Origin of the sequence: Parageobacillus galactosidasius (genome assembly GCF_002217735.1) — a bacterium.
Classification (GTDB): Bacteria; Bacillota; Bacilli; order Bacillales; family Anoxybacillaceae; genus Parageobacillus_B; species Parageobacillus_B toebii.
In genome coordinates, this window is record NZ_NDYL01000002.1 from 1016975 (window position 1) to 1042830 (window position 25856).

The 25856-nt window shown below is 41.7% G+C and carries 27 protein-coding genes and 1 pseudogene; 3 read left to right on the forward strand and 25 right to left on the reverse strand.

What is annotated here, in order from left to right:
• Positions 1-28 precede the first annotated feature (28 nt).
• From B9L23_RS14730 to rpsU, 11 genes are all read right to left on the reverse strand, one after another.
• A complete protein-coding gene (locus B9L23_RS14730) occupies positions 29-172 on the reverse strand; it encodes a YqzL family protein (protein ID WP_015864530.1) in 144 nt (47 codons plus the stop codon).
• A gap of 98 nt (positions 173-270) precedes the next feature.
• The gene (gene era, locus B9L23_RS14735) at positions 271-1179 is read right to left on the reverse strand and encodes a GTPase Era (protein ID WP_015864531.1); all 909 of its coding nucleotides are present in this window, start codon (positions 1177-1179) and stop codon (positions 271-273) included.
• Positions 1172-1651, reverse strand: coding sequence for a cytidine deaminase (locus B9L23_RS14740; protein WP_015864532.1), 480 nt, complete (start codon positions 1649-1651; stop codon positions 1172-1174). Before B9L23_RS14740 ends, era begins: the two co-directional genes overlap by 8 nt.
• 47 nt (positions 1652-1698) lie before the next feature.
• Positions 1699-2052 carry a diacylglycerol kinase family protein gene (locus tag B9L23_RS14745; RefSeq protein ID WP_015864533.1) on the reverse strand — a complete coding sequence of 118 codons (354 nt, stop codon included), beginning with the start codon at positions 2050-2052 and terminating at the stop codon, positions 1699-1701.
• 3 nt (positions 2053-2055) lie between these two features.
• A complete protein-coding gene (gene ybeY / locus B9L23_RS14750; RefSeq protein WP_015864534.1) occupies positions 2056-2526 on the reverse strand; it encodes an rRNA maturation RNase YbeY in 471 nt (156 codons plus the stop codon).
• Positions 2523-4628: an HD family phosphohydrolase gene (locus B9L23_RS14755; protein WP_015864535.1), complete on the reverse strand. Its 2106-nt coding sequence runs from the start codon at positions 4626-4628 to the stop codon at positions 2523-2525. The genes ybeY and B9L23_RS14755 overlap by 4 nt, the downstream gene beginning before the upstream one ends.
• Positions 4629-4680: 52 nt before the next feature.
• The gene (locus tag B9L23_RS14760) at positions 4681-5643 is read right to left on the reverse strand and encodes a PhoH family protein (RefSeq protein ID WP_015864536.1); all 963 of its coding nucleotides are present in this window, start codon (positions 5641-5643) and stop codon (positions 4681-4683) included.
• A gap of 2 nt (positions 5644-5645) precedes the next feature.
• Positions 5646-6833, reverse strand: a complete 1188-nt coding sequence (yqfD, locus tag B9L23_RS14765) for a sporulation protein YqfD (RefSeq protein WP_015864537.1) — start codon at positions 6831-6833, stop codon at positions 5646-5648.
• Between the two features lie 21 nt (positions 6834-6854).
• Positions 6855-7139, reverse strand: coding sequence for a sporulation protein YqfC (gene yqfC / locus B9L23_RS14770; protein WP_015864538.1), 285 nt, complete (start codon positions 7137-7139; stop codon positions 6855-6857).
• Positions 7140-7256: 117 nt separating this feature from the next.
• Positions 7257-7706, reverse strand: a complete 450-nt coding sequence (locus B9L23_RS14775) for a GatB/YqeY domain-containing protein (protein WP_015864539.1) — start codon at positions 7704-7706, stop codon at positions 7257-7259.
• A gap of 14 nt (positions 7707-7720) precedes the next feature.
• Positions 7721-7894: a 30S ribosomal protein S21 gene (rpsU, locus tag B9L23_RS14780; protein WP_015864540.1), complete on the reverse strand. Its 174-nt coding sequence runs from the start codon at positions 7892-7894 to the stop codon at positions 7721-7723.
• Between the two features lie 153 nt (positions 7895-8047).
• Here rpsU and B9L23_RS14785 point away from each other — a divergent pair, with 153 nt between their 5' ends.
• On the forward strand, positions 8048-8980 hold the full coding sequence (locus B9L23_RS14785) for a Na/Pi symporter (RefSeq protein ID WP_062752952.1): 933 nt from the start codon (positions 8048-8050) through the stop codon (positions 8978-8980).
• Here B9L23_RS14785 and deoC read toward each other — a convergent pair.
• The 13 genes and pseudogenes from deoC to gpr all read right to left on the reverse strand — a co-directional run bounded on the left by deoC (position 8977) and on the right by gpr (position 23835).
• Positions 8977-9648, reverse strand: a complete 672-nt coding sequence (gene deoC, locus B9L23_RS14790; protein ID WP_062752954.1) for a deoxyribose-phosphate aldolase — start codon at positions 9646-9648, stop codon at positions 8977-8979. The two genes, B9L23_RS14785 and deoC, sit on opposite strands and share 4 nt — an antisense overlap.
• A 126-nt stretch (positions 9649-9774) precedes the next feature.
• Positions 9775-11129 (reverse strand): annotated as a pseudogene (mtaB, locus tag B9L23_RS14795) (tRNA (N(6)-L-threonylcarbamoyladenosine(37)-C(2))-methylthiotransferase MtaB).
• An 11-nt stretch (positions 11130-11140) separates the two neighbouring features.
• On the reverse strand, positions 11141-11890 hold the full coding sequence (locus B9L23_RS14800; RefSeq protein WP_015864544.1) for a 16S rRNA (uracil(1498)-N(3))-methyltransferase: 750 nt from the start codon (positions 11888-11890) through the stop codon (positions 11141-11143).
• Positions 11891-11905: 15 nt separating this feature from the next.
• Positions 11906-12844 carry a 50S ribosomal protein L11 methyltransferase gene (gene prmA / locus B9L23_RS14805; RefSeq protein WP_041269945.1) on the reverse strand — a complete coding sequence of 313 codons (939 nt, stop codon included), beginning with the start codon at positions 12842-12844 and terminating at the stop codon, positions 11906-11908.
• A 5-nt stretch (positions 12845-12849) separates the two neighbouring features.
• Positions 12850-13992, reverse strand: a complete 1143-nt coding sequence (gene dnaJ / locus B9L23_RS14810) for a molecular chaperone DnaJ (RefSeq protein WP_015864546.1) — start codon at positions 13990-13992, stop codon at positions 12850-12852.
• A gap of 142 nt (positions 13993-14134) precedes the next feature.
• The gene (dnaK, locus tag B9L23_RS14815) at positions 14135-15964 is read right to left on the reverse strand and encodes a molecular chaperone DnaK (protein ID WP_062752956.1); all 1830 of its coding nucleotides are present in this window, start codon (positions 15962-15964) and stop codon (positions 14135-14137) included.
• 21 nt (positions 15965-15985) lie between these two features.
• A complete protein-coding gene (gene grpE / locus B9L23_RS14820; protein ID WP_062752957.1) occupies positions 15986-16612 on the reverse strand; it encodes a nucleotide exchange factor GrpE in 627 nt (208 codons plus the stop codon).
• A gap of 98 nt (positions 16613-16710) precedes the next feature.
• On the reverse strand, positions 16711-17745 hold the full coding sequence (hrcA, locus tag B9L23_RS14825; protein WP_062752958.1) for a heat-inducible transcriptional repressor HrcA: 1035 nt from the start codon (positions 17743-17745) through the stop codon (positions 16711-16713).
• Between the two features lie 76 nt (positions 17746-17821).
• Positions 17822-18970: a radical SAM family heme chaperone HemW gene (gene hemW / locus B9L23_RS14830; RefSeq protein WP_081188081.1), complete on the reverse strand. Its 1149-nt coding sequence runs from the start codon at positions 18968-18970 to the stop codon at positions 17822-17824.
• 74 nt (positions 18971-19044) lie between these two features.
• Positions 19045-20877 (reverse strand): translation elongation factor 4, encoded by a 1833-nt coding sequence (gene lepA, locus B9L23_RS14835; RefSeq protein WP_089097930.1) that lies wholly within the window; start codon positions 20875-20877, stop codon positions 19045-19047.
• Between the two features lie 208 nt (positions 20878-21085).
• Positions 21086-21415, reverse strand: a complete 330-nt coding sequence (locus B9L23_RS14840; protein WP_015864552.1) for a YqxA family protein — start codon at positions 21413-21415, stop codon at positions 21086-21088.
• Between the two features lie 14 nt (positions 21416-21429).
• Entirely contained in the window at positions 21430-22629 is a 1200-nt protein-coding gene (gene spoIIP / locus B9L23_RS14845; RefSeq protein ID WP_015864553.1) for a stage II sporulation protein P, read from the reverse strand.
• 87 nt (positions 22630-22716) lie between these two features.
• Complete coding sequence (gene gpr / locus B9L23_RS14850; protein WP_081188079.1) at positions 22717-23835, reverse strand: GPR endopeptidase; 1119 nt, start codon at positions 23833-23835, stop codon at positions 22717-22719.
• Between the two features lie 221 nt (positions 23836-24056).
• Here gpr and rpsT point away from each other — a divergent pair, with 221 nt between their 5' ends.
• Complete coding sequence (rpsT, locus tag B9L23_RS14855; RefSeq protein ID WP_015864556.1) at positions 24057-24326, forward strand: 30S ribosomal protein S20; 270 nt, start codon at positions 24057-24059, stop codon at positions 24324-24326.
• 49 nt (positions 24327-24375) lie between these two features.
• Here rpsT and holA read toward each other — a convergent pair whose 3' ends face one another.
• Positions 24376-25410, reverse strand: coding sequence for a DNA polymerase III subunit delta (holA, locus tag B9L23_RS14860; protein WP_089097931.1), 1035 nt, complete (start codon positions 25408-25410; stop codon positions 24376-24378).
• Between the two features lie 285 nt (positions 25411-25695).
• On the opposite strand from holA, the gene B9L23_RS14865 reads away from it, so the two are divergent.
• Positions 25696-25830, forward strand: coding sequence for a YqzM family protein (locus tag B9L23_RS14865; RefSeq protein ID WP_017435613.1), 135 nt, complete (start codon positions 25696-25698; stop codon positions 25828-25830).
• Positions 25831-25856 lie beyond the last annotated feature (26 nt).

Sequence of the window (25856 nt, forward strand, 5' to 3'; positions counted from 1 at the left end):
CGTATCACCACCGACCCTAAAACACAAATCAAAAAATAGGTTGATCGACTTCCTTTAGTTCCGTTTCTTGCTCATCGCCACTAGGTTGCTGTTCTTTTTCTAGCTCTTTAAAAAGAAGATAGGTGTCGATGTTGCCGGTTTGACTAAATAACTTCCAAGTAAATTCAAGCATGGAACCACACCTCTTTCCGCCCGCAGCATTGCTTGTTTTCCCGTCTAATTATAGGTTGACCACGCTAGGAAACGTTTATGTTGCATAAAATTTTCTAATTAATACTCTTCTTCCCGGAATCCGAAATCACGCAGCTGTGCTAACCGATTGCGCCAATCTTTTTGTACTTTTACCCATAGTTCTAAAAATACTTTTGACCCAAGAAGCGCTTCAATATCCATACGTGCTCGCTGCCCGATCTCTTTTAACATTCGTCCTTGTTTTCCAATAATAATTCCTTTTTGCGAATCACGTTCTACAATAATCACCGCGCCGACATACACTGTATCGCTATCTTCGCGCCGCTCAATCGTTTCTACCACGACAGCAATGGAATGCGGAACTTCTTCACGCGTTAAATGAAGCGCTTTCTCGCGAATCAACTCGGCAATGATAAACCGTTCCGGATGATCTGTTATTTGGTCAGGTGGATAATATTGCGGACCTTCTGGCAAATATTTTTTGATTTGTTCCACTAATGTTTCGATATTGTTTCCTTGCAATGCAGAAATCGGAATAATCTCAGCAAATGGATAAAGGTCTTTATACTGATCGATTAGCGGCAATAAATCATCTGGATGAACTTTGTCAATTTTATTGATGACTAAAAACACTGGAGTATTTACTGCTTTAAGCTGTTCAATAATAAATGCGTCGCCGCGTCCAAACCCTTCTTCTGCATTAATCATGAATAATATGAGGTCCACTTCTCTTAACGCGTTCAGCGCTACTTTCATCATAAAATCGCCAAGTTTATGTTTTGGTTTATGCATTCCTGGCGTATCAATAAAAATAATTTGTGCATCATCTGTCGTGTAAACACCTTGAATTTTATTGCGCGTCGTTTGCGGCTTATCGCTCATAATAGCGATTTTTTGACCGATGACGCGATTTAAAAATGTCGATTTTCCAACGTTCGGTCTACCAACAATAGAAACGAATCCTGATTTATATCCTTCCTTATTCATGCAAATCCTCCGCTGAAAAAGCATTTGGTAGTAGTTCTTTCACTGTTAGTTCGGTGATATCCCCGTTTAAATTTGCCAATATTATTTTCATATCACTTGGACATAGCTCAGAAATAACCTGGCGACATGCACCACACGGCGGTACCGGACGGGGCGTATCAGCAATAACAGCAAGTGCAGCAAATTCTTTATCCCCTTCCGAATACGCCTTAAAAAGCGCAGTTCGTTCCGCACAATTACACATGCTATAAGCAGCATTTTCAATGTTGCAGCCGCGATACACTTTGCCGTCTTTTGTTAACAAAGCGGCGCCAACTTTAAATTTTGAATAAGGAACATAAGCGTATCCTCTTGCTTTTTTTGCTTCTTCTATGAGTTCGTTTATTTTCAATGTTTCTCTTCCTTTCACAACTTGGGAAGCAATAAGCTTCCTTACTTTTATTTTACAAAAAATCTTTGTAAATTTCATCATTCTTGATGAAAATATAACAGAAAAATTAGAATTTTCTCACTCATTGATTATACGAGATATGGCAGAAAGATGGTGATTCCAACAATAACAGCAACAATCGCAGCGACCAAAACGGCGCCTGCAGCGATATCTTTTGCTGCTTTTGCTAAAGGATGGAAGTCGGCCGTCACTAAATCAACTACACGTTCAATTGCCGTATTGATTAATTCCAAAGCAATGACACTTCCGATCGTTAACAAAAGAATAAGCCATTCCATCCTGGAAATGTGAAAGATTGCTGCAGCAATAATCGCAACAACAGCCAGCGCAATATGGATGCGCATATGCACTTCTTCCTTTACCGCAGCCATCACTCCTGCCCATGCGCAAGCAAACCGCTTTTTTTCGTCCTTCCAGTTCATATTTTATCTCGTTAACCCATATCGTTCTAGAATATCTTTTTGTTTTGAAAACATTATTTTTTCTTCTTCTTCTGTTTTATGATCATATCCTAACAAATGCAAAAAACCGTGCACCGCCAAAAATCCAAGCTCGCGCATGAACGAATGCCCATATTCCTTCGCCTGTTCTTTTGCTTTTGGAATTGAAATAATAATATCGCCAAGCAGCGGGGGAATATCCGCATCGACAATCTCCACCTCTCCTTCGCCTTTTTCCTCGAGAGCGAAGGAAATAACATCGGTCGGCTGATCCTTTCCCCGATAGTCGCGATTGATGATGCGAATCCGCTCGTTATCTACAAACGAAATGCCCACTTCCGCTCCGCTAGGGACATGTTCGATTTCTGCCGCGTAGTTTAACAACTGTTCGATGATATTCATTTGCTCTTTTGTAACTTCGTTCGTTTCGTCGATAAAATCGATGTTGAGAATCATGCGTGTTTCACCTTTTCCTTTCGAATTTCTGGATATTCAATCCGTGAATGGAATACGCCATTTAGTGTTTCACAAAGCGATCTTGCAACCATTTCAAGTTCTTTTAACGTAATATCACACTCGTTCAATTGATTATCTTGCAATCGCTCCGCAATAATACTGCGGACAATTTTTCCAATTTCCTCCTGAGACGGATTAGAAAGCGATCGTACCGCTGCCTCCACGCTATCCGCAATGCTAATAATCGCCGCTTCCTTCGTTTGCGGCTTCGGGCCAGGATAGCGAAATTCTTCCTCTAACACATAGCCCGTCTGCTCAAGTGCTTTATGATAAAAATATTTTAATAATGTTGTACCATGATGTTGTTCAGCAATGTCAACAATTTCTTTCGGCATGCGGTGTTTTTTTAAAATGGCCACCCCATCAGACACGTGGGCAAGAATAATATTTTTGCTTAACTGTGGCGATAAGTGATCATGTGGATTACCGCCTATTTGGTTTTCAATAAAATACTGCGGCCGTTTCGTTTTCCCGATGTCATGATAATAGCAAGCAACACGCGCTAATAAACCGTTTGCTCCAATCGCTTCACAAGCCGCTTCCGCTAAATTAGCAACCATGATGCTGTGATGGTACGTCCCAGGAGCTTCCGTTAAAATTTTGCGAAGCAATGGATGATTTGGATTCGATAATTCAATTAATTTCATCGATGACAAAATACCGAAGCACGCCTCAAAAACCGGCAAAAGCCCAATAGTTAAAATCGCTGAGAAAATGCCAGAAGCAAACGCCATCAGCAGAAACATGCCGATCTCTGTTAACGAATAATGGCCATTTTTAAGCAAGGTTAATGCTAGCATAACAACCATATTAATGAAAGCGACAAATACTCCTGCCTGCCAAATTTTTGCTCTTCGAAGCTGTTTATGTAAAAAGAAACTTCCTGCTAACCCGCTTGTCACCAAATAAATCGCTAACGAAACTTGAATAGTGCCATTTACGCCCATTCCCTCGTTAAACATTAAGCTTCCGCATATGGCATAAAGAATACTTGTCATAATTGCGATTCGTTCCCCGATGAAAATACGGACGAGCATGGTGCCGAAAGCAACCGGCACAAGATACCCAGTGGAGAACACATCACTTTCCGGAATGAGACGAACGAGTTTCATCACAAGAAGCATAATCGTAAAAATGGCCGTATATACAAACAAATTCTTGTTCGCCTGCTCTCGTCCAAAGTAATAAACAACAGGCGATAGCAATAATAACACGAAAAGAAAAAGACCGATAAGAGGCTGAAAAGAGCGATCATTTTGCAATAAGCCGACAAGCTGCAGCTGATGATAAATTTCATTTGTAATAAATTGTCCTTCCTCGACAATGACTTGTCCTTGCAAAATTTTTACCGGCTTTACTTCATCCATCGCCTGTCTTCGCTTTTCTTCTGTAGCGGTTCGATCGTAAATAACGTTTGGAATGATTGCTTGTTTTGTCAGCTTGACAACAATTTCTTTTAATGAAGGCGAAAGCATGACATACTTCAATTCATCTTGTACTTTTGCCCTTGCCTTCTCCAATTCTGATTGCGTAATGCGCTCGGCCATAATGGAATGGACAGCCGTTACCGCCGCTTCTTTTGCCGTTTCGATGTCTTCTGGAGCTGCATGAAGCAACTTTTCCCATTCATCTGCGGACAAATAAGAAAACCATTCTTGCGGCAGACGTTCCTTTAGCGCATCCATCATTTTCGTCGGCTCTTTTTTTTCTTCCTTGATTTCATTTTGAATTTCAACAATGGTTGTAAATAGCGACGAAATTAAATCAACACGATTTTCGGCATATTCTTTTTTTAATGTATAAATATCCGTTACTTTATCTGCCGCTTCCTTTTTTAGCCTTTCTGTCGTCTCCTTATCTTCAATCGTAATTGGAGAACGAATCGTTTCGGTGGCAATATCGAACAGGCGCAGTTCATATTGATGCGGTTTTGCTTGATCATATAACACCGCAAATAGAAAAAGCCCTAAAAACAGAAACAAAAGATAACGAACAAAACGAACATGGTTAACATGCTCCAGAAAAAAACGAATCCTTTCCAACGGTTTTTCCCCTCACTTTAAAGAAAAGACCCTTTGAAAACGGGTCTTCTCTCTATATGCCAGCTTCATCATACGCTTCAATAATTTTAGCCACTAGCGGATGACGCACAACATCTGTTTGTTCTAGAAAGACAAAGGATACACCGCTGACCGCCGTCAATATTTCTTTTGCGACGGCAAGTCCTGATTTCACGCCTTTTGGCAAATCGACTTGCGAAATATCACCGGTAATGACCATTTTGGAGCCAAAGCCTAATCTTGTTAGAAACATTTTCATCTGTGCCGGTGTCGTATTTTGTGCTTCATCTAAAATGACGAAAGCATCTTCGAGCGTTCTCCCCCGCATATATGCTAGCGGCGCGATTTCAATCGTTCCTCGTTCAATTAACCGCTGCGTATGGTCTACTCCCAATACATCATGCAGCGCATCGTAAAGAGGGCGCAAATATGGATCCACCTTTTCTTTTAAATCTCCCGGTAAAAATCCTAAACTTTCTCCTGCTTCTACCGCCGGGCGAGTTAAAATAATACGCTTCACTTGACCGTTTTTTAACGCACGGACAGCCATCACCACCGCCAAATACGTTTTTCCTGTTCCGGCAGGTCCTATTCCGAAAACAAGATCATGCTGTTTAATGGCGGTAACATAATGGCGCTGTCCTAACGTTTTTACACGAATGGATTTTCCTTTGGCGTTTTTTGTGATTTCTTCCTCGTACAAATTAATTAAATAGTCGAGCGCTCCTTTTTTCGCTAATTGAATCGCATACATCACATCTCGTTCACTAATGGAAATGCCTTTCCGGACAATGATCAACAAGTGGCGCAGCAGGTCATCAACAAGCTGTACTTGTTCGGGGGTGCCAGAAACGCTCACCGATTCTCCTCGTGTTACAATGGACACTCCCAATTCTTGTTCCATCCGTTTTAGATGGGCATCATGAATGCCGAAAAGTGCAATCGCTTCGTTCGCATTTTCTAATTGCTGACTGATTGTTACAAACTCCTCTGACATTCTCAATCTCCTTGAACTATTGGTTGTGGTATTGCGATATTTTCAATCACTTGATAATGCAATTCTACCCTTACTTTACCATTCTCTTTCGTCTGATGCAAAACTTTTTCTCCTTTAATCGATGCATCTTCCGGCAATTTTGCCTTTAATTCCTCGCGAGCAAGTTCCTTTGCTTTTGCGAACGCTTCTTCCCATGTATAGTTGCGCTCTACTTCCTCCTTTTCCCGAAAGATGACGCGTTCATAATAAATAGGCAAGTCCCATTTCCAAAAGCGGAGCGGCCTTTTCTGTTGATCTATTTCATAATAGTGAAATGCAGGCTTTTGAAATCCCCATATCGGAATGGAAATATTTTTCATCGCTATATAATGTTTTTCCATATATTTTCCCGTTAATACTCCGAACTTTGCATGAAGCGGTAGAACAACGGTAGACTTGTACCATGTTTCGCCAAAAATTTTTCCTCGCGCTGGCACAAGTTTTGTTTGCCCTTCCTTCCCAATGATTCCAGATACTAATAACTGCCCTTTTGTCACATGATCGTTCACCGAAACAAGTGATTGCCCTTCTTCAACAAACATGTCCGTAATAACCGCCTTTTTTTTCGCCACTAAATGGCGAACACCAATTTTTTCAGGCTCTTTCGGTTGATTTTTCTCCACAACTTGAAAATAAAGTGTCGTCCCTTTAAGTTCCACACCGATCCATGTAACGACATCCATACGATCGGTCAATTTCTTTTGAATCGTTTCCGGATCATCGATGAGAAATTGCAATGCTCCTTTTTCCACTCCCATTTGTTTTAGTTCTTTCAATATGCGGTATTCCGTCTCCGGTTTTGCGCCTTTAATTTCTATTCCCCATACCATATTTGAAAGGAAAAAAACGATAACAAAAAAGAAGCATACTCCGACTAAAAATCCTGAGTTCGTTAGCATTTTTTTTAGAAAAAACGGAAATCCCGCTTTTCCAACAAAATAAAGTTTACAATCACTTTTGCGGGCGACAACGCGCAATCGTCTGACATCCTTTAGTAAAATAAAAAACGTCGCAATATGATCGCCATGCTTTTTTACATTCCAAATCGCAATATCGTTGCGCACACACGCATTAATCAATCGTTCTACCCCTTTTCCTTGCGCTTTCACCCTTACGCTACCTACCAATAAGTTCATCCATTGGTTTTTCATCGTATTTCCTCCTATGAAACGTTATTCATCTATATAAATCACTTGGTTTATTTTTCCTTCGAGTAAAATTTCTTCTGGCAAAATCATCTTAATAACAAAATTTTCACCGCGAACAAGAAGCTGCCCTTGCTCTAAGAGCAGGCGCAGTTCTTTATCACTAAACGTCAGTAAACCACGATGATTTTCGATATAAATATGTATTTGCCCAACCATCGTAATTCGGGGAAGGTCCATCACTATGTCGGCGGGAAGCTCCAATTTATCTGTAAGCCATCTTCTCATATGCTGTCGCCATTTTTTCACCATAAAAAGAACCCCCTTTCATCTCATATGTATGAGAAGAAAGGGGGTTATAGCACCACTTGTTGTTCCCAAACGGCAAAAACAACGGGTGCCCGATTGAATCGGAACACCCGTTTGTCATTATTGTGAAAGTTGCTGTTGAACAAGCCTATTGACGAGAGAGCCATCCGCTTTTCCTTTTACTTTTGGCATGATCGCTCCCATCACTTTACCCATATCTGCTTTGGAAGAAGCTCCTACTTCTGCAATCGTCTGTTTGACAATTTCTAGAAGTTCTTCCTCTGTCAATGGTTTCGGCATATATAATTGAACAATTTCGATTTCTGCCTTTGTTTTTTCAACAAGGTCCGCACGACCAGCGTTTTCAAATTCCTGGAGGGAGTCTTTACGCTGTTTTAATTCACGAGAAAGAACGGTTAGCTCTTCGTCTTCTGATAATTCGCTTTTTCCTAGTTTAATCGCTTCATTTTGCAACGCCGCTTTTAACATCCGAAGAACGGAGAGTTTATCTTTTTCTTTGTTTTTCATTGCCTGCTTCATATCGTCATTTAAACGATTAAGAAGACTCATATATACACCCTCTTTTAATACTTGCGCTTTCTAGCCGCCTCAGACTTTTTCTTCCGTCTGACGCTTGGCTTTTCATAAAATTCACGCTTTCTTACTTCTTGCAATGTACCCGTTTTCGAAACGGCACGTTTGAAGCGACGAAGAGCGTCGTCAATGGATTCGTTTTTACGAACGATTGTTTTTGACATCCTACTTCCCTCCCTCCGAGCAACAACCATTACATTTTATACTATGCGTGTACTCGTCAATTATAATACATGGCTGCCTAACAGGTCAATAAAAAAACTGTCATCGTCTTCCTTTCCTTCCCATACACATATGATGAAAGGGGGAAAGGACAAGTGGTACAGCTAATAATTTGGTTTTCCGTTTATACCGGCATTTTCCTTCTCGGTATGTTCATGATGAAAGCAGGGCTTTATGCTTTATCCGGTCACCGCTTGAAACAATGGTTACTGCGCTTTACAAACACTCCTTTACAAGGATTTCTTACCGGAACGATTATTACCGCATTGTTGCAAAGCAGTACCGCAGTGATGGTCATTACAGTTGGCCTCGTCTCTACCGGCTATTTTACATTTCGACAATCCATCGGTATTATTTTAGGGAGCAACATCGGCTCTACGATCACAACAGAAATTATGACTCTTGACCTTGGAGACAACGTTATTCCGATGCTTTTCATTGGGGCAATTCTCGTGTTTTTCGGGCATTACCGACCTGCTTATAGCATCGGCATGATCTTCGTTGGACTCGCTTCTTTATTTTTTGCCATGAATGGATTTAGTCAACTCGCAAAACCGCTATCTACATATCCCATTGTTGACGAATGGCTGCAAAAAACGAATCATTCTCCTTTCATCGGAATCATGATCGGCATGATCCTTACAGCCATTATTCATTCAAGCGCAGCAACAATTGGGATTTCGATGGGATTTCTGAATGAACATATTCTCACACTTCCAGCTGGCATTGCGATTTTGCTTGGCGCGAATATCGGCACATGTGTAACCGGTCTTCTGGCAAGCATCGGTTCAACGTATGAAGCGAAATTAACCGCTTATACTCACTTATGGTTTAATGTTATCGGAGTCATGATCTTTTATTTCCTGATCGATCCACTTGCCTTTGCTGCTGTAAAGCTTAGCTCTGCTCCGGATGTACAGTTAGCCCATGTCAGCGTCCTGTTTAATGTTATTTGTTCGCTGGCGGCGCTGCCATTTACCCGCTGGATCGAAGCGGCTATATTATTTTTCCACGGCCGGCGTCCTTAATAATCAGAACGTGCCGTTTTTCCTTCGACGATCGATACGCCGGAGCTTGTCCCAATGCGCGTCGCTCCCGCTTGAATCATCGCCTCTGCGCTTTGCATATCACGGACGCCGCCGGAAGCTTTCACACCGATGTTTGGTCCGACCGTTTTCCGCATAAGTGCGACATCTTCCGGCGTAGCACCACCTGTTGAAAATCCAGTCGATGTTTTCACATAATCCGCACCTGCTTTAACGGCGAGCTGGCAAGCGCGCACTTTTTCTTCTTCGGTAAGCAGACACGCCTCAATAATCACTTTCACAAGCGCTTTCCCTTTTGCCACATCGACGACGGCGCGAATATCGCGTTCGACAAGGTCGTCATTTCCATCTTTAAGCGCGCCGACATTGATAACCATATCGACTTCCGCCGCCCCGTTTTCAATTGCATTTTTTGTTTCAAATGCTTTCGTTTCCGGTGTGTTCGCTCCGAGCGGGAAGCCGATCACCGTACATACTTTCACGTCCGTGCCTTTTAATAGTTCAGCAGCGGTTGCCACCCATGTCGGATTGACACAAACAGAAGCAAACCCGTATTGTTTTGCCTCCTCGCATAGCTTCACAATTTGCGCTTTTGTTGCATCCGCTTTCAATAACGTATGATCAATCATTTTTGCAATGTTATTTTCCATTTTAACAAATCTCCTTTCATTAGCAGCATAGAAGTCTGACATCTATCATCATACCATTATTTTAACAAAAAAACTAGTTTACACAATTTTCTTATTGTAAACAAAAACCCAGCTGCACGAGCTGGGTTATGAGCTTAATTTTACGGATTGTGGGATGTCATCGGTAACAACGCGGACAAATTCCCCTTCATTATACGGATATCCGGCTTTTGTAATTTTCACTTTTACGATTTCCCCAACCATTTCTTCCGTAGCCGGGAATTTCACTTTCAGATAGTTGTCCGTATACCCGATGTACAACCCGCTTTCAGGGTTTTCTTTATCTCGTTCTTCCGGAATGACTTCGAGCACTTGTCCTTCAAACTGCGATGCATATTCTTTTGCAAGCTGGTCGGACAATGCAATTAAACGGTGTACGCGTTCATTTTTTACTTCTTCATCCACTTGGTTTGGCATACGCGCTGCCGGTGTGCCTGTCCGTTTTGAATACGGGAAGACATGAAGTTCGGAAAAACGTTGTTCACGAATAAAATGGTATGTTTCCATAAATTCTTCTTCCGTCTCGCCAGGAAAACCAACGATCACGTCTGATGTGATCGCAAGTTCCGGGAAGACTTCGCGCAAACGTTGAAGCCGCTCTGCAAAAAATTCGACTGTATATTTGCGGCGCATCCGTTTTAACACCGTATTCGAACCGGATTGAAGCGGAATATGCAAATGACGGACAATTTTATCTGAACGTTGCAACACCTCGATAATTTCGTCTGTAATTTGGCTTGCTTCAATGGACGAAATGCGGAGCCGTTTTAAACCGACAACTTGCTCATCCAAATCGCGGAGCAGCGCGGCGAAGCTATAGTCTTTCAAATCGGTGCCGTAACCGCCTGTATGAATGCCCGTTAACACAATTTCTTTATAACCGGCATCGACTAGCTGCTGTGCCTGGCGAATAACTTCTTTCGGATCACGGGAACGCATTAACCCGCGCGCCCATGGAATGATGCAAAATGTACAGAAGTTATTGCAGCCTTCTTGAATTTTTAACGATGCGCGTGTTCTATCCGTAAATTCCGGAACGTCCATTTCTTCAAATACGCGCGTTTTCATAATGTTGCTGACCCCGTTAATCGGCTGGCGTTCGCGTTGGAACCGTTCGATATATTCCAAAATTTTCCACGATCTTGCGTACCGATCACAATGTCCACACCCGGAATTGCCATCACTTCCGCCGGGGATGTTTGAGCGTAACATCCTGTTACACAAACAACGGCGTCTGGATTTCTTCGAATCGCGCGGCGAATGACTTGCCGGCTTTTTTTATCGCCTGTGTTCGTCACTGTACATGTATTGATGACATATACATCCGCACGGCTGTCAAAATCCTTACGTTCGTAACCGGCTTTTTTAAACAACTGCCAAATTGCTTCTGTCTCATAATGGTTTACTTTACATCCAAGCGTATGAAATGCAACTGTTGGCATTCGTTTTCACCTCACTGTAGTTCAAATTGATACGAAGCAACTGCCAAAAGATAAAGCGGCGCCGTTTCTGTCCGTAAAATCCGCGGCCCAAGGCTACACGAAAAAAAGCCATGATGTTTAAATAGCTCAACTTCTTCATCGGAAAATCCTCCTTCCGGGCCAAACACGGCAAGAAGAGAATGTCCGCGCTTCATTTGCTGAAAAACGGCAGCGAGCGTTTGATGGTTTCCTTGCTTCGCTTCTTCCTCATAAGCAAAAACCCGGTAATCGACCGTCTTCGCAAATTCTATAAGTTCGTGTATCGTCATCGGCGCGTGCACATCAGGAATTTTTCCACGATGTGATTGTTCCGCCGCTTCTTTTGCAATCTTTTTCCAACGCTCCAGCTTTTTATTTGCTTTCTTTGCGTCCCATTTAACAATAGAGCGAGCCGCCACAAAAGGGATAAACGATGAAGCGCCAAGCTCCGTTCCTTTCTGAATAACAAACTCCAGTTTATCCCCTTTCGGCAGCCCGTGAGCAATATAAATTTGAATCGGCAGTTCTGTTTGTTCATCTATCCATTTTACTACACGAACGATCACATGCTCATTGGTAATTTGTTCAATTTTGCACAATACTGCCTTATTGCTAGGAAGAACACAGATCAATTCGCTTCCTTTTTCCATACGCATGACACGGACAATATGATGATAATCATCCCCTTGAATAATAAGACGGTCGTTTTTCACTTGGTCGTCCGAAACAAAATACCGTTGCAAAGCGACACCTTCTTTTCATGCTTTTCTTGCAATAAATGCAATCCAGTCTTCCATCACTAATGTTTCCTCAATAGCAAACCCTGCTTTCATTAACCCTTCTTTTACCTCTTGCTTTTTCGCCTGAATAATTCCCGAGGTGATAAAATATCCGTTCTTTTCAAGAAGACGATACGCATCATCGACAAAGCGCAATATAATTTCTGCTAAAATATTCGCAACAATTACGTTCGCTTGTTCCTCAATATGATCGAGTAAATTATTTTGAGAAACGGTAACAATATGCTGCACTTTATTTAATTTTACATTTAGTCTCGCGCTATCGACAGCAACCGGATCTAAATCAAGTGCACGGACGGATTTTGCTCCGAGCATCGCCGCAGCAATGCTTAAAATTCCCGAACCTGTGCCGACATCAATGACTGTATCACCAGGTTTCATATATTTTTCAAGCGCTTGGATACACATCACTGTCGTTGGATGTGTTCCTGTGCCAAACGCCATGCCTGGGTCCAGCTCAATAATTAACTCATCGCTTGACACCGGTTCATATGTTTCCCATGTTGGAACGATCGTAAATTTTTCTGATATTTTGACAGGATTATAATATTTTTTCCAGGCGGTTGCCCATTCTTCCTCATTCACTTCGCTAATGGTGATTTTATTTTTTCCAATATCAATATCATACAATAATAAATTATTGATCGCCTGTTTAATCGCCTCAACTGTTTCACCAAGAAAGCTATTAACCGGTAAATATGCTTTAATAATTACTCCTTCTTCCGGATAATCGTCTGGATTTAATTCATAAACTTCGCCGAAAGAAGCATCTCGTTCCTTTATTAAATCATTAGGGTCTTCAATGACTACCCCGCCAGCACCTGCTTCGTGCAAAATATTCGAAATCGCCTCCACAGCCTCGTGCGTTGTATGGATACTAATTTCTGACCATTTCATAAAATTCATGATTCCCCTTTAAACGCTTTTTTTACCTTGTCAAAAAAGCGGCCGTATGGTCCTTGATGCATGCTTGAACCGCCTAATTGATCAAATTCGCGCAATAATTGCTTTTGTTTTTCTGTCAGTTTTGTCGGCGTCACAACGCGGACAATCACATGTTGGTCGCCATAGCCATAGCCGCGTACATTCGGCACCCCTTTCCCTTTTAAGCGGAATTTTGTTCCTGTTTGAGTGCCTGCTGGTATTTTCAGCTTCACTTTGCCATGAAGCGTCGGCACTTCGATTTCGTCACCGAGCGCAGCCTGAGCAAATGTAAGCGGTATTTCACAGTAAATATCATCGCCATCACGCTCAAAAAACTCATGTGGCTCCACATGGAAAACGATATATAAATCTCCCGGAGGTCCGCCGTTAATTCCCGGTTCTCCTTGGCCAGCGACCCGCAATTGTTGTCCATCATCAATTCCAGCTGGGATTTTGACATGGATTTTCTTCCGTTTTTTCACGCGGCCAGTCCCGCCGCATGTTGTGCATTTTTCTTTGATATATTGCCCTGTCCCGCCGCAATATGGGCATGTGCGGCGATTAACGATGCGGCCAAACGGTGTGGACTGCTCTGTGCTGATTTGACCTGTTCCATGACAATATGAACATGTTTCTTTTTTCGTTCCCGGTTTTGCTCCCGTGCCATGGCATGTGTCACACGTTTCTTCCCGTGGAATTTCAATATCCGTTTCTTTTCCGAATGCCGCCTCTTCAAATGTTAATGTCATCGTATATTGTAAATCGGCACCAGCTCTTGGCGCATTTGGATCGCGCCGGCGGCCGCCGCCAAAAAAGGTGCTGAAAATATCCTCGAAACCACCGAAGCCGCTGAAACCGCCAAAGTCAAAATCATCGCTGCGGAACCCGCCGAACCCTTGATTTGGATCCGCATGCCCAAACTGATCGTAATGCGCACGTTTTTGATCATCGCTTAATACTTCATACGCTTCTTTAATTTCTTTGAATTTTTCTGCCGCATCTGGTTCTTTGTTAATATCTGGATGATACTTTTTCGAAAGTTTTCGGTACGCTTTTTTAATCTCTTCTTTTGTCGCGTTTTTGCTCACTCCGAGAATTTCGTAATAATCTCGTTTCGCCATGATGATCATCCACTCCCGATTCACTCACATAAGGGTTATTTTACATTTATCTCTTTTTTATTGCAATAGATTTAACCGGCATCTCCTTATTAGCAAAAAAGTCAAAGCCAAGACAGGCCTGACTTTGACTTTTTTAGATTTATTATTTGTCGTCTTTTACTTCTTCGAATTCTGCATCGACAACATTTTCGTCTTTTTTCTCAGCGCCGCCGGCTCCTGCCTGCTGCTGAGCTTGTGCTTGTTTTGCCGCTTGTTCGTATAGCTTAATGGAAAGCTGCTGTACGATTTCTTGAAGCGCTTCTTTCTTTTTGCGAATGTCATCGATGTCGTTTTTCTCAAGCGCAGCTTTTAACGCGTCTTTTGCTTCTTGCGCTTTTTTCACTTCTGCTTCGTCTACTTTTCCTTCTACCTCTTTTAATGTTTTTTCGGTCGTGAATACTAATTGGTCGGCTTCGTTGCGAAGTTCGGCCGCTTCTTTACGTTTTCTGTCCGCCTCCGCGTTTTCTTCTGCTTCTTTAATCATTCGTTGAATCTCTTCTTCAGAAAGACCGGATGAAGATTTAATCGTAATGGATTGTTCTTTATTTGTGCCCAAATCTTTCGCGCGAACATGGACAATACCGTTGGCGTCGATGTCAAACGTTACTTCGATTTGCGGTACGCCGCGTGGTGCAGGTGGGATATCTGTTAATTGGAAACGGCCGAGCGTTTTGTTGTCAGCAGCCATCGGACGTTCGCCTTGCAGCACATGAATGTCAACCGTTGTTTGGTTATCGGCTGCCGTAGTGAAAATTTGTGATTTACTTGTTGGAATCGTTGTGTTGCGTTCAATTAATTTTGTAAACACGCCACCCATTGTTTCAATTCCAAGCGATAGCGGCGTTACGTCAAGAAGAACGACGTCTTTTACTTCACCGGCAATGACACCGCCTTGAATCGCCGCGCCGATCGCTACCACTTCGTCTGGGTTAACGCCTTTATGCGGCTCTTTTCCAAGCTCGCGTTTAATCGCTTCTTGTACCGCTGGAATGCGCGTCGAACCGCCGACAAGGATCACTTTATCGATATCCGAAGGCGTCAATCCCGCATCTTGCAACGCTTGACGTACCGGTCCCATTGTCCGTTCAACCAGATGGGCGGATAGCTCTTCAAATTTCGCTCTTGTTAATGTCGTTTCTAAGTGTAATGGCCCCGTTTCATTTGCGCTAATGAACGGCAATGAAATTTGCGTTTGCGTTACGCCGGAAAGTTCTTTTTTCGCTTTTTCCGCAGCATCTTTAAGGCGTTGCACCGCCATTTTGTCTTTAGATAAATCGATGCCGTGTTCTTGTTTGAATTGCTCTACTAAGTAATCGATGATGACTTGGTCAAAATCGTCGCCGCCAAGATGGTTGTCGCCGGCAGTCGCTTTTACTTCAAATACCCCGTCACCAAGTTCAAGGATCGATACGTCAAACGTACCACCGCCTAAGTCGTAAACGAGGATCGTTTGATCTTCTTCTTTATCCAAACCGTACGCAAGCGCTGCTGCTGTCGGCTCGTTAATGATCCGTTCTACTTCCAATCCAGCGATGCGCCCTGCGTCTTTTGTCGCTTGGCGTTGCGCATCGTTAAAGTACGCCGGAACGGTAATTACCGCTTTTGTCACTGGTTCGCCTAAATAGTCTTCTGCATATGATTTTAAGTATTGTAGAATAATTGCCGAAATTTCTTGTGGTGTATATTTTTTCCCTTCAATTTCTACCTTATAATCCGTTCCCATATGGCGTTTAATCGAAATGATGGTGTTTGGGTTGGTAATTGCCTGACGTTTGGCGACTTCTCCGACTAAACGTTCGCCGTTTTTAAACGCCACAACAGAAGGAGTGGTTCGGTTTCCTTCTGGGTTTGGAATTACTTTTGGTTCGCCGCCTTCTAGCACAGCGACGCATGAGTTGGTTGTACCTAAGTCAATACCGATAATTTTACTCATAAACATCACCCTCCTACTACTTTATTGGCTTACCTTTACCATTGCTGGACGAATGACACGATCTTTCAGTTTATAACCTTTCTGAAATTCTTCCACAACCGTATTCGGCTCATAATTGCTGTCTTCTACTTGCATCACGGCTTGATGCAAATTCGGATCAAACGGTTTGCCAACCGCTTCGATCGCTTCTACTCCTTCTTTTTTCAGCGCATCCAACACGGAGCGATACACCATTTCCATTCCTTGCAGAATCGATTTTGCTTGTTCGTTATCAGCCTCTATCTTTAACGCACGCTCAAAGTTGTCCAAAGCAGGCAAAAGATCGCTAACCAAGCTTTGGGCGCGATATTTTTCAGCTGCTTCCATTTCTATTTTTGTACGACGGCGGAAATTTTCAAAATCGGCGTATAAACGAAGATAGCGGTTCTCCATTTCTTTTATTTTCGCTTCCAGTTCAGCAATTTTTGCGTTTGCCGCCGCCAATTCATCGTTTTGCTCTTCTTGTGCTTTTTCTTGCTCTTCTATTTCGATTTCCTCTTGATGTTCATTTACTTCATGTTGCTCTACTTTTTCCTCTTGCGGTTCCGTATTTAACGGTTCCTGTTCGTATGTAGCCTGTTCTTGTGCTGCTTTCTGTTCTTTTTCCATCGGTTTCACCTCCCTTTAAAGCGGCCTATTCTATGTATAAATAGTCACAAGGAAAGGATGGATTGTGCAAATCCATCCATTATCCAATATGACCATTGTTAATTGTTTTGATACCATTTTGTCAATGCGGTTGATAAGTCAGAAGCGACACGATTTAAAATGGTAATGACGCGTGAATATTCCATTCGTGTCGGTCCAAGGATGGCGATCGTCCCCAGCTGTTCATTGCCAATCGAATACGTAGCGGTAATGAGGCTGCAGTTTTCCATTCCGCTTAATTGATTTTCCCGGCCGATCGTTACTTGAATTCCTTTTCGATTATGTTTGCGCAACAACCGGTAAAAATCTTTTTCCTGCTCAATCATTTTCATTAGTGAACGGACTTTTTGAATATCGCTAAATTCAGGCTGGTTTAACATATTCGTTGTCCCGGCAAAGAACATTTTTTCTTCTTGCGGTATGTCAAGCGTATCTACAATGGTTTTCAACATGCTGTCATAGTTATGAATATGCGTTCGCAAAACGTCCGCCACTTCTTTATAAATTTTATCTTTCAAATCTATAAGCGGAACCCCGATTAACCGTTCGTTTAAAATATTGACCATTTTTTCGAGGTCAGAAGGGTTTACAGAAGCAGGAACGGTAATCACATGGTTTTCCACATGTCCTGTATCTGTAACAATAATGGCTACAGCTGTTTGTTGATTGAGCGGAATAATTTGAATTCGTTTTAACTTATTCTCTTTCACAGCTGGCCCAAGGGCAATCGATGTATAATTCGTTAAATCAGATAAAATTTGCGCTGATTTTTGGACCACTTTCTCTAGTTCATAAATTCGCTCAGCAAAAATAGATTTGATTTTTTGAATATCTTCCTGTGTCAAACGTTGCGGGGACAACAAATGATCGACATAATAACGATAGCCTTTTTCCGACGGTACCCTGCCTGATGAAACATGCGTTTTTTCGATGTATCCAAGTTCTTCCAAATCGGCCATTTCGTTGCGGATTGTCGCCGAACTTAAAGCAATTTCATGTTTTTTCGATAACGTCCGCGAACCGACAGGCTGTCCCGAACGAATAAAATCATCGATAATGACTTGTAAAATAAGCAATTGGCGATCCGTTAACACGCTCATCACCTCTGTTAGCACTCAAACAGCCCGAGTGCTAAATCTATTATTACAGTATCAAATCCATATGCTAATGTCAATGTTTAGATTCCGCGATAAACGCTTGAAACACCTCGTTTCCTAGCAATTTCCCCCGATGAGTCAATCGAATATGTGTTTGTGTTTCTTCGAGCAGCCCTTTTTGTTTTTCCGCAGCGATCGCTCGGCCAAATACATCATGGACGCTCATCCCAAACTTTTCAAGAAAGCGCTGCTTAGATACTCCTTCCGTTTTCCTTAGCCCCAAAAACATTTCTTCTTCCATTTGTTCCGATACCGTTACATGGTGAACTTCCAAATACGGAAAGCCTGTTTCTTGAACTGTCTCAATATATTTATTGATCGGTTTGATATTCGCACGCCGAACGCCGCCTACGTAGCTGTGAGCGCCTGCGCCAATTCCATAATATTCTTCATTGTTCCAATACGTTAAGTTATGGCGGCTTTCAAAGGAAGGACGCGCGTAATTACTAATTTCATATTGGTGGTACCCGTGTATTTCCATTTGCCGCATCGCTTCTTCATACATTTGCGCTTCTTCTTCCTCAGTTGGTAATGGCAGTTTTCCTTTTCTCATCAAATTGTAAAAAATGGTTTTCGGTTCAATGATGAGTGAATAAGCAGAAATATGTTGAATGTCAAGAGAAAAGGCGATCTCTAAATCCGCTTGGAACTGTGCTAACGTCTGTTGCGGCAGTCCGTACATTAAATCAATGCTAATATTTTCAAAACCAATTTCTTTTGCTAAGGCAATCGTTTTCATGACATCTTCATAACGATGAGTTCGTCCAATTGCTTTTAATAATGAATCATCAAACGTTTGAACACCGAAACTTAAGCGATTGACCCCCGCTTCTTTTAACAACTGTAGTTTTTCTTTGGAAAGCTCATTCGGATTTGCCTCAAACGTAAACTCTACTTCATGAATAGAAAAGCGGAAATGCTTATAAATGTTTTGCAGGAAAAAGTCGAGCTGCTTCATTTCTAAAACAGTCGGGGTTCCCCCGCCAACAAACAACGTATCAAGCCGATCCGTTGGAAATGCTTCCACCGTCCATTTCATTTCATTTTCCATTGCTTCTAAATATTCATCGACTGGCTGTCCATGAAAAAATACTTTATTAAAATCGCAGTAATAACATATTTGCGCACAAAACGGAATATGGAAATAAGCTGATTTTACCAAGATAAACATCCTTTCTTAAAAATAAACAAGGCTATCCCAAAAAAGCGAAGAGACAGCCTTGTATACGATCTTCCTTACTTTTTATTATCGTCGATTTTTAAGATCGCCATAAACGCTTCCTGTGGAACTTCCACCGAGCCGATTTGCTTCATTCGTTTCTTTCCTTCTTTTTGTTTCTCAAGAAGCTTTCGTTTCCGTGATACGTCTCCACCGTAACATTTCGCCAAGACGTTTTTGCGCAACGCTTTAATCGTGGAACGAGCGATAATTTTATTGCCGATTGCTGCTTGCACAGGCACTTCAAACTGTTGCCGAGGGATTACATCTTTCAATTTTTCTACAATCACTTTCCCACGTTCATAAGCAGAATCACGATGAACAATGAAAGAAAGTGCATCAATTTTTTCGCCGTTAAGAAGAATATCCATTTTCACGAGTTTCGACGGTTTATAACCAATCAGTTCATAGTCAAACGATGCGTATCCTTTTGTGCTTGATTTTAGTGTATCAAAGAAATCGTACACAATTTCCGACAATGGAATTTCATAAATTAATGTTACTCGTTTTTCATCTAAATATTGCATATCAACAAAGTTGCCGCGTTTTCCTTGGCATAGCTCCATCACTGGCCCGACATAATCGTTCGGCACCATAATGGTTGCTTTTACATACGGCTCCTCGACATGATCGATTTTTTGTGGATCCGGCATATTGGACGGATTGTCAACTTGGACTTCCGTACCATCCGTTAAATATACTTTATATACAACGCTTGGCGCTGTTGTGATTAAATCAATGTTAAATTCGCGTTCAATGCGCTCTTGAATAATTTCCATATGCAATAATCCTAAAAAGCCGCATCGGAAGCCGAACCCAAGCGCTTGCGATGTTTCCGGTTCAAAGTGCAAAGCAGCATCGTTCAATTGCAATTTTTCTAACGCTTCGCGCAAATCGTTATAACGTGCCGTATCAATCGGATACATGCCGCAAAATACCATCGGATTTAGCTTACGGTATCCTGGCAGCGGTTCTGCTGCCGGATTTTCCGCATCGGTAATCGTATCACCGACGCGCGTATCGCTCACATTTTTAATGGACGCAGTTAAAAAGCCGACATCGCCCACCGTTAATTCATCGACCAGCTTCGGTTTCGGTGTAAACACACCGACTTCTGCCACTTCAAATTCTTTGCCTGTCGACATCATTTTAATTTTTTGCCCAGGCTTTACTGTTCCATCCATCACGCGAATATATGCAACTACACCGCGATACGAATCGTACATCGAATCAAAAATAAGCGCTTTTAACGGCGCATCCGGATCACCCGACGGTGCTGGAATTTTCTCAACGATTTGTTCCAAAATCTCTTCGATGCCAATGCCGACCTTCGCGGAGGCAAGTACTGCTTCCGATGCGTCAAGCCCGATTACCTCTTCAATTTCTTGACGAACGCGTTCCGGTTCAGCGCTTGGCAAATCGATTTTATTAATGACCGGCAAAATTTCTAAATTATTATCAATCGCTAAATAGACGTTTGCCAGCGTCTGTGCCTCAATTCCTTGTGCTGCGTCGACGACAAGAATCGCCCCTTCGCAAGCGGCAAGGCTCCGCGACACCTCGTACGTAAAATCGACATGCCCAGGTGTATCGATTAAATGAAGAATATATTCTTCGCCATTTTTTGCTTTATACTTTAACTGAACGGCGTTCAGCTTAATCGTAATTCCGCGCTCCCGTTCCAATTCCATCGAATCTAGCGTTTGTTCTCTCATTTCCCGCTCCGAAAGCGCTCCGGTTTTTTCTAAAATGCGGTCTGCTAACGTCGATTTTCCATGATCTATATGAGCGATAATGGAAAAGTTGCGAATTCGATCACGTCGTTTTAATCTCTCTTCCCGATTCATCATTTTCTCACTCCCACTATTTCCCGAAACTACACTAGCTTTGATTATAGCAACACAACCAGCAAGATTCAATGACATAGTTTTGCAAACTTTCATGATGATAAAGAAAAAACATTGGCGAAAATTTGTACTATTCCGCCAATGTTCTCACGCCATCTTTCTATTTATTTTTGATCACATAGAAACATGCCGATAACACGCTGTTTTCCTATCATTTTTCGAAAAAGGAAAGCACCTGTTCCATCAATGATCTTACCGCTCCGGCAAATTGTTTGCCAAGCTCGGAAAACAGATTGAATGTTTTCATATTTTCAATTTTTTCTTTCTTTTCTTGCAAATCTTCCGCCATCACTTTGTTTCCTAATACGGATGCTTCTACTTCTCCGTTTTTGCCTTTTGAAATATGAAATACAGAAGGCAACGATGAATCATCATATCCTCTCATCTTTTGCAATCCTTCATTTGCCTGCTCCATGCCGAGCAACACTCCAAAAAAAAGAATCATCACCGCTAAAAAAAATTTAACCGTAAATTTAACCATACCACTCCGCTCCTTTACCGTTTTTCTGCCGGTGCGGGTGCTTGAACTTTTTGCGCTTGCCAATAATATTCGCTAAAAACATCGGCAACAGCAGATACAGACCGGAATAGCTCTTCAAACGTATTGTCGACTCCACCAAACTCAATTAAAATCGCATTTTCCGATAAATCTTGATTAAACTTTCCGTTCGTTTCCGCTCCTTTTTTTTCGATAATCCCGCGGCTCAGCCCAGGATATTTCTTTTGCAGCAAATGGTGGAGCTGTGTGGCAAGCTGCAAATTTTTTTCGTACTTCGCGTTTTCCCCTCCGATAATAAACGCAACGCGGGCATAATCCACTCCATTAATCGTAACGGTCGTATATTTCCGTCTTCGTGAATCACGGTGAATATCGATCAAATATTGCAAATCATGATTGCGGCTCATTGCTTCGACAACTGTTTTTCTAGACATATCGTACGCTTGGTAATATTTCATGCCTTTTTTCTGCAGCTCTCCTACAATATCAATGGTGCTTACTTCCGCTCCAATTCCTCGTTTTTCCATCTCTTCCGCTAGTTTTTCTCCCACTTTTGTGACGTTTACCGTACGATGGAACGCTAAATCAGGATCTGTAACTCCTTTTAAGGCAGGCAAGTACGATTCACGTGTATGTGTATGATAAATATATACAACTTTTTTTCCTCCTGTCGTTTGGGACGGTGGAGGAATTTGTTTTTCATTATTCTTTTTGTCTGCTTCTTCCAAGTTCTCTAAAGAAGCTTGCCGTTCTGCTAGCATTACCTCCAGCGGCGGAGCAGATTCGTACGGCATGTTTGTATAATCCGTCCCTTCCCCTGCTACGATAATTTTGCTGTCATACAGCGCAAATCCCGGGAGCTCGCCGCCAAGCAAACTGCGCGGGTCGTCGGGGTTGATGCTTGTGGCCATGCGAAACAATAATGCTGAATAATTCGGCTTTTGCCGCTCCTTTGGCAACAGTTGCGAAAAATAATGATTTTCAAAACTAAATAAATGAATAAACGTTTCTTGTGAAAAATGGTTCGTCATATTGTTGACAGAGGAAGAAGAAATGCGGTATTCCGGTTTTAATGACGTAATCGCTCCTACTAGCATAAACATCATCATACATCCTAATACCGCTAAAATAATCACTTTTTTTAGACTCGCACCTTGTACCGTAACCATCATTTGCGGAGAACGCCACTTTTTCATGTTCTCACCCTTTCCCAGCTTGTCTACTAATTTAACGTATGGGCAAGCCGGGAAAGATAGAACTTCTTTTTTCTCTATTTTATTTCATTAATGTGTATAAGAACCGGTATTATCTTGATCAATTTGTTCATGCAATGCAGCATTTAATCCGCTCGCTAATAAATTTGCCATATCTTCAATAAACATATCGACTTCTTTCGGAGTAACCATTAAATTATGACCGAGTGGAGAAAGCACTTCATAAATGAGTCTGCGTTTTTCTTCTTCCTCTAATGTGCCGATTATGCCAAGAAATGTCGAACGTTGCTCCGTTGATGGCATATCTTCCTCTGTAAGCTTCTTTTTCTTGCCAAACGTCCATCCCGCTGGAGCGAGAGCACTAGACGGCCGCTTCCCTTCACGCATTTCCCTTCCAAAATGTTTTAAAATAAAATCGATCGTATCACTTGTAATCGATACAGCATCGACAACCGTTGGAACACCGATAGAAATAACAGGAATACCTAACGTTTCTTTACTTAATTCTTTTCGTTTATTCCCTACACCTGAACCTGGATGAATTCCCGTATCAGAAATTTGAATCGTTGCGTTGACCCGTTCAATCGATCGTGCCGCTAACGCATCAATGACGATCACAAAATCTGGTTTTGTTTTTTCCACAATTCCGTGAATAATATCGCTTGTTTCAATCCCTGTCGTCCCCATCACACCTGGAGCAATCGCGCTTACTGGACGAAATCCTTCTTCTACGCTCTCCGGCTGAAGATGAAATAAATGTCTTGTAATAAGTAGATTTTCCACCGTTAGCGGACCTAACGCATCCGGTGTCACATTTGAATTACCTAATCCTACAACAAGGCAGCTTGATTCTTTTCTAATGTCCAATTTTCGTAAAAATGCGTTGAACTCTTTTGCAAATATATCTTGTACTTTCTGTTGCAACTCCGTATTATGTTCACGAATTCCTTGTGCTTCAATGGTTAAATAATTTCCCGGTTTTTTACCAATCGATTTTGCTCCTTCTTCCGTTACTTCTACATGCGACAATTTAATCCCGTCTATTTCGCGATCGTGAATAATGACTCCTTCAATAGGGGAAGAGCTTTCCCTTTTTTGTTGGAGACGCTCTTCCACAGCTATTTCATGAGCTTCGATCGCTAAATCGGTTCGTACCGAATACATGCTTAAATCGATTGAGCGGTTCATATCGTTCCTCCTAAAACGTATCATTTTTCCTTTATTTTCACCGCTTTTTGCATTTTCCATTCGTTTTGCGCAAACATTTTCGCAATCAGTAAAGTATTTTTGCTTGAATACTCTTGCATAATTTAACCTCGTTTGATAGAATAACACTTGTTCTTACATGTCCTAATAACGGAAATGATCAACCAAGGACAGAGATGGCAAGATGACGGAGGTGAGAGAACGTGGCAAACATTAAATCTGCAATTAAACGTGCAAAAACAAGTGAAAAACGTCGCGCTCATAACGCTTCAATGAGATCTGCAATGCGTACGGCGATCAAAAAATTTGAAGCGTTTGTTGAATTAAAAGATGTGGAAAAAGCTCAAGAAGCATTCATCATTGCTTCCAAAAAATTAGACAAAGCAGTAACAAAAGGTCTTATTCATAAAAACACAGCAAGTCGCAAAAAATCCCGCTTAGCGAAAAAACTAAACAGCATTATTGCATCTTAAGAAAAACGACCTGGCAGCAGGTCGTTTTTCTTATTCTGATAAAATTGTCTCATTGGATATTGTTTGTGATCCCTTCATTCCATCTCATCAACAATAGCTCCATAACAAGCTGCCTGTCCATTGTTCCGCTCTTCATTTTATAGTCAGCCTCAGCAATTTGGCTCATCACTGTCGTAAGCTCTTCTTCTGAAAACAGTGCCGCTTGTCCCATGGCAAGTTTAATCCGAAACGGATGCACATTTAAGATGGAAGCAATTTGTTGCTGCCCATATCCTTTTGCCGCAAGCCATTTTACTTGATATAAAAGACGAAATTGACCGGCAAGAAGCGACAAAATTTTCAGCGGCTCTTCATTATTCTCCAGCAAATCATAAAATACTTGCAGTGCATCACCGATTTGCCGTTTCGTCACTTTCTCCACTAATACAAACACATTTTGCTCCAACGTACGCGATACAAGCTTTTCGACGGTCTCTTGCTGAATCATTCCGCCTGGCCCAACGAACAAAATGAGCTTGTCCAATTCGTTCGCAAGTGTCATTAAATTCGTTCCTGCCAGCTTTAACAAAGTGTCAATCGCATGTTCTTCCACCATCACACCACTTTGTCCTGCTCTTTCTACAATCCATTCGCGCAGCTCTTTTTCGGCAAGCGGAGATGCGACAAAAACTTCCGCATGTTCCTTCATTAGCTTTGTTATTTTTTTGCGTTCATCTAGTTTTTCATACGGTCCAACGAAGACGACAATCGAAAAAGGGGAAGGGGACATTATGTACGATTCTAATTTTTTTAAGTCATGCTCCACTTCTTTTTCTTTCTCCGCTGTAAAAAAATAAGGATTTTTAATAAGAATCACTCGTTTTTCCCCTAAAAACGGAAATGTTTCCGCATCTTCTAGCGCAGTTTGCACAGGAGTATCTTCGCAATCGTACACAGATACATTAAATTCCCGCTCTTCTTCCGTTAATACCGTACGAACGAGAAGTTCATACGTTTCCGTTAATAAAAATGATTCGGTTCCATATAATAAATAAAGGGAAGACAAACGTCGTTTTTTAATTTTTCCCCAAAAGTCCACCACCATATTTCTCTTCTCCATTCTGTCTGCAGTCTTTCTATGTTGAAAAGATACAACGTTTTTCTTATTTTTACAAGGGAATCGGTTAGCGGGAAAACCGATTCCCCTTTATATAAACGTTGACAAATAAGTCCTAGGACCTTATTTGTCAACGGGTTATCTTTATCTTTTCCCGGTCGCAAAAAAGTATTTGTGTTAACTGTTGTCAATGAAGGAAATGAATAAGGAGGATATAGATTTTTTTTTCTTTTTCGTCTATACTAAAAATGATTGCACGAGGAGGGGTAAACGATGAACGTATTTGAAAAAGATGTACAAAGCAAACGAAATGATGCTGTTGACTCTGCCGTTGGTTTTATCGTTTCATTCGGTTTTTTTGCAACAATGTTTATTATCGCAACATTGATTAAATTTTTCGGTTCGTGAAGAGATTGCTTACATAAGCAGTCTCT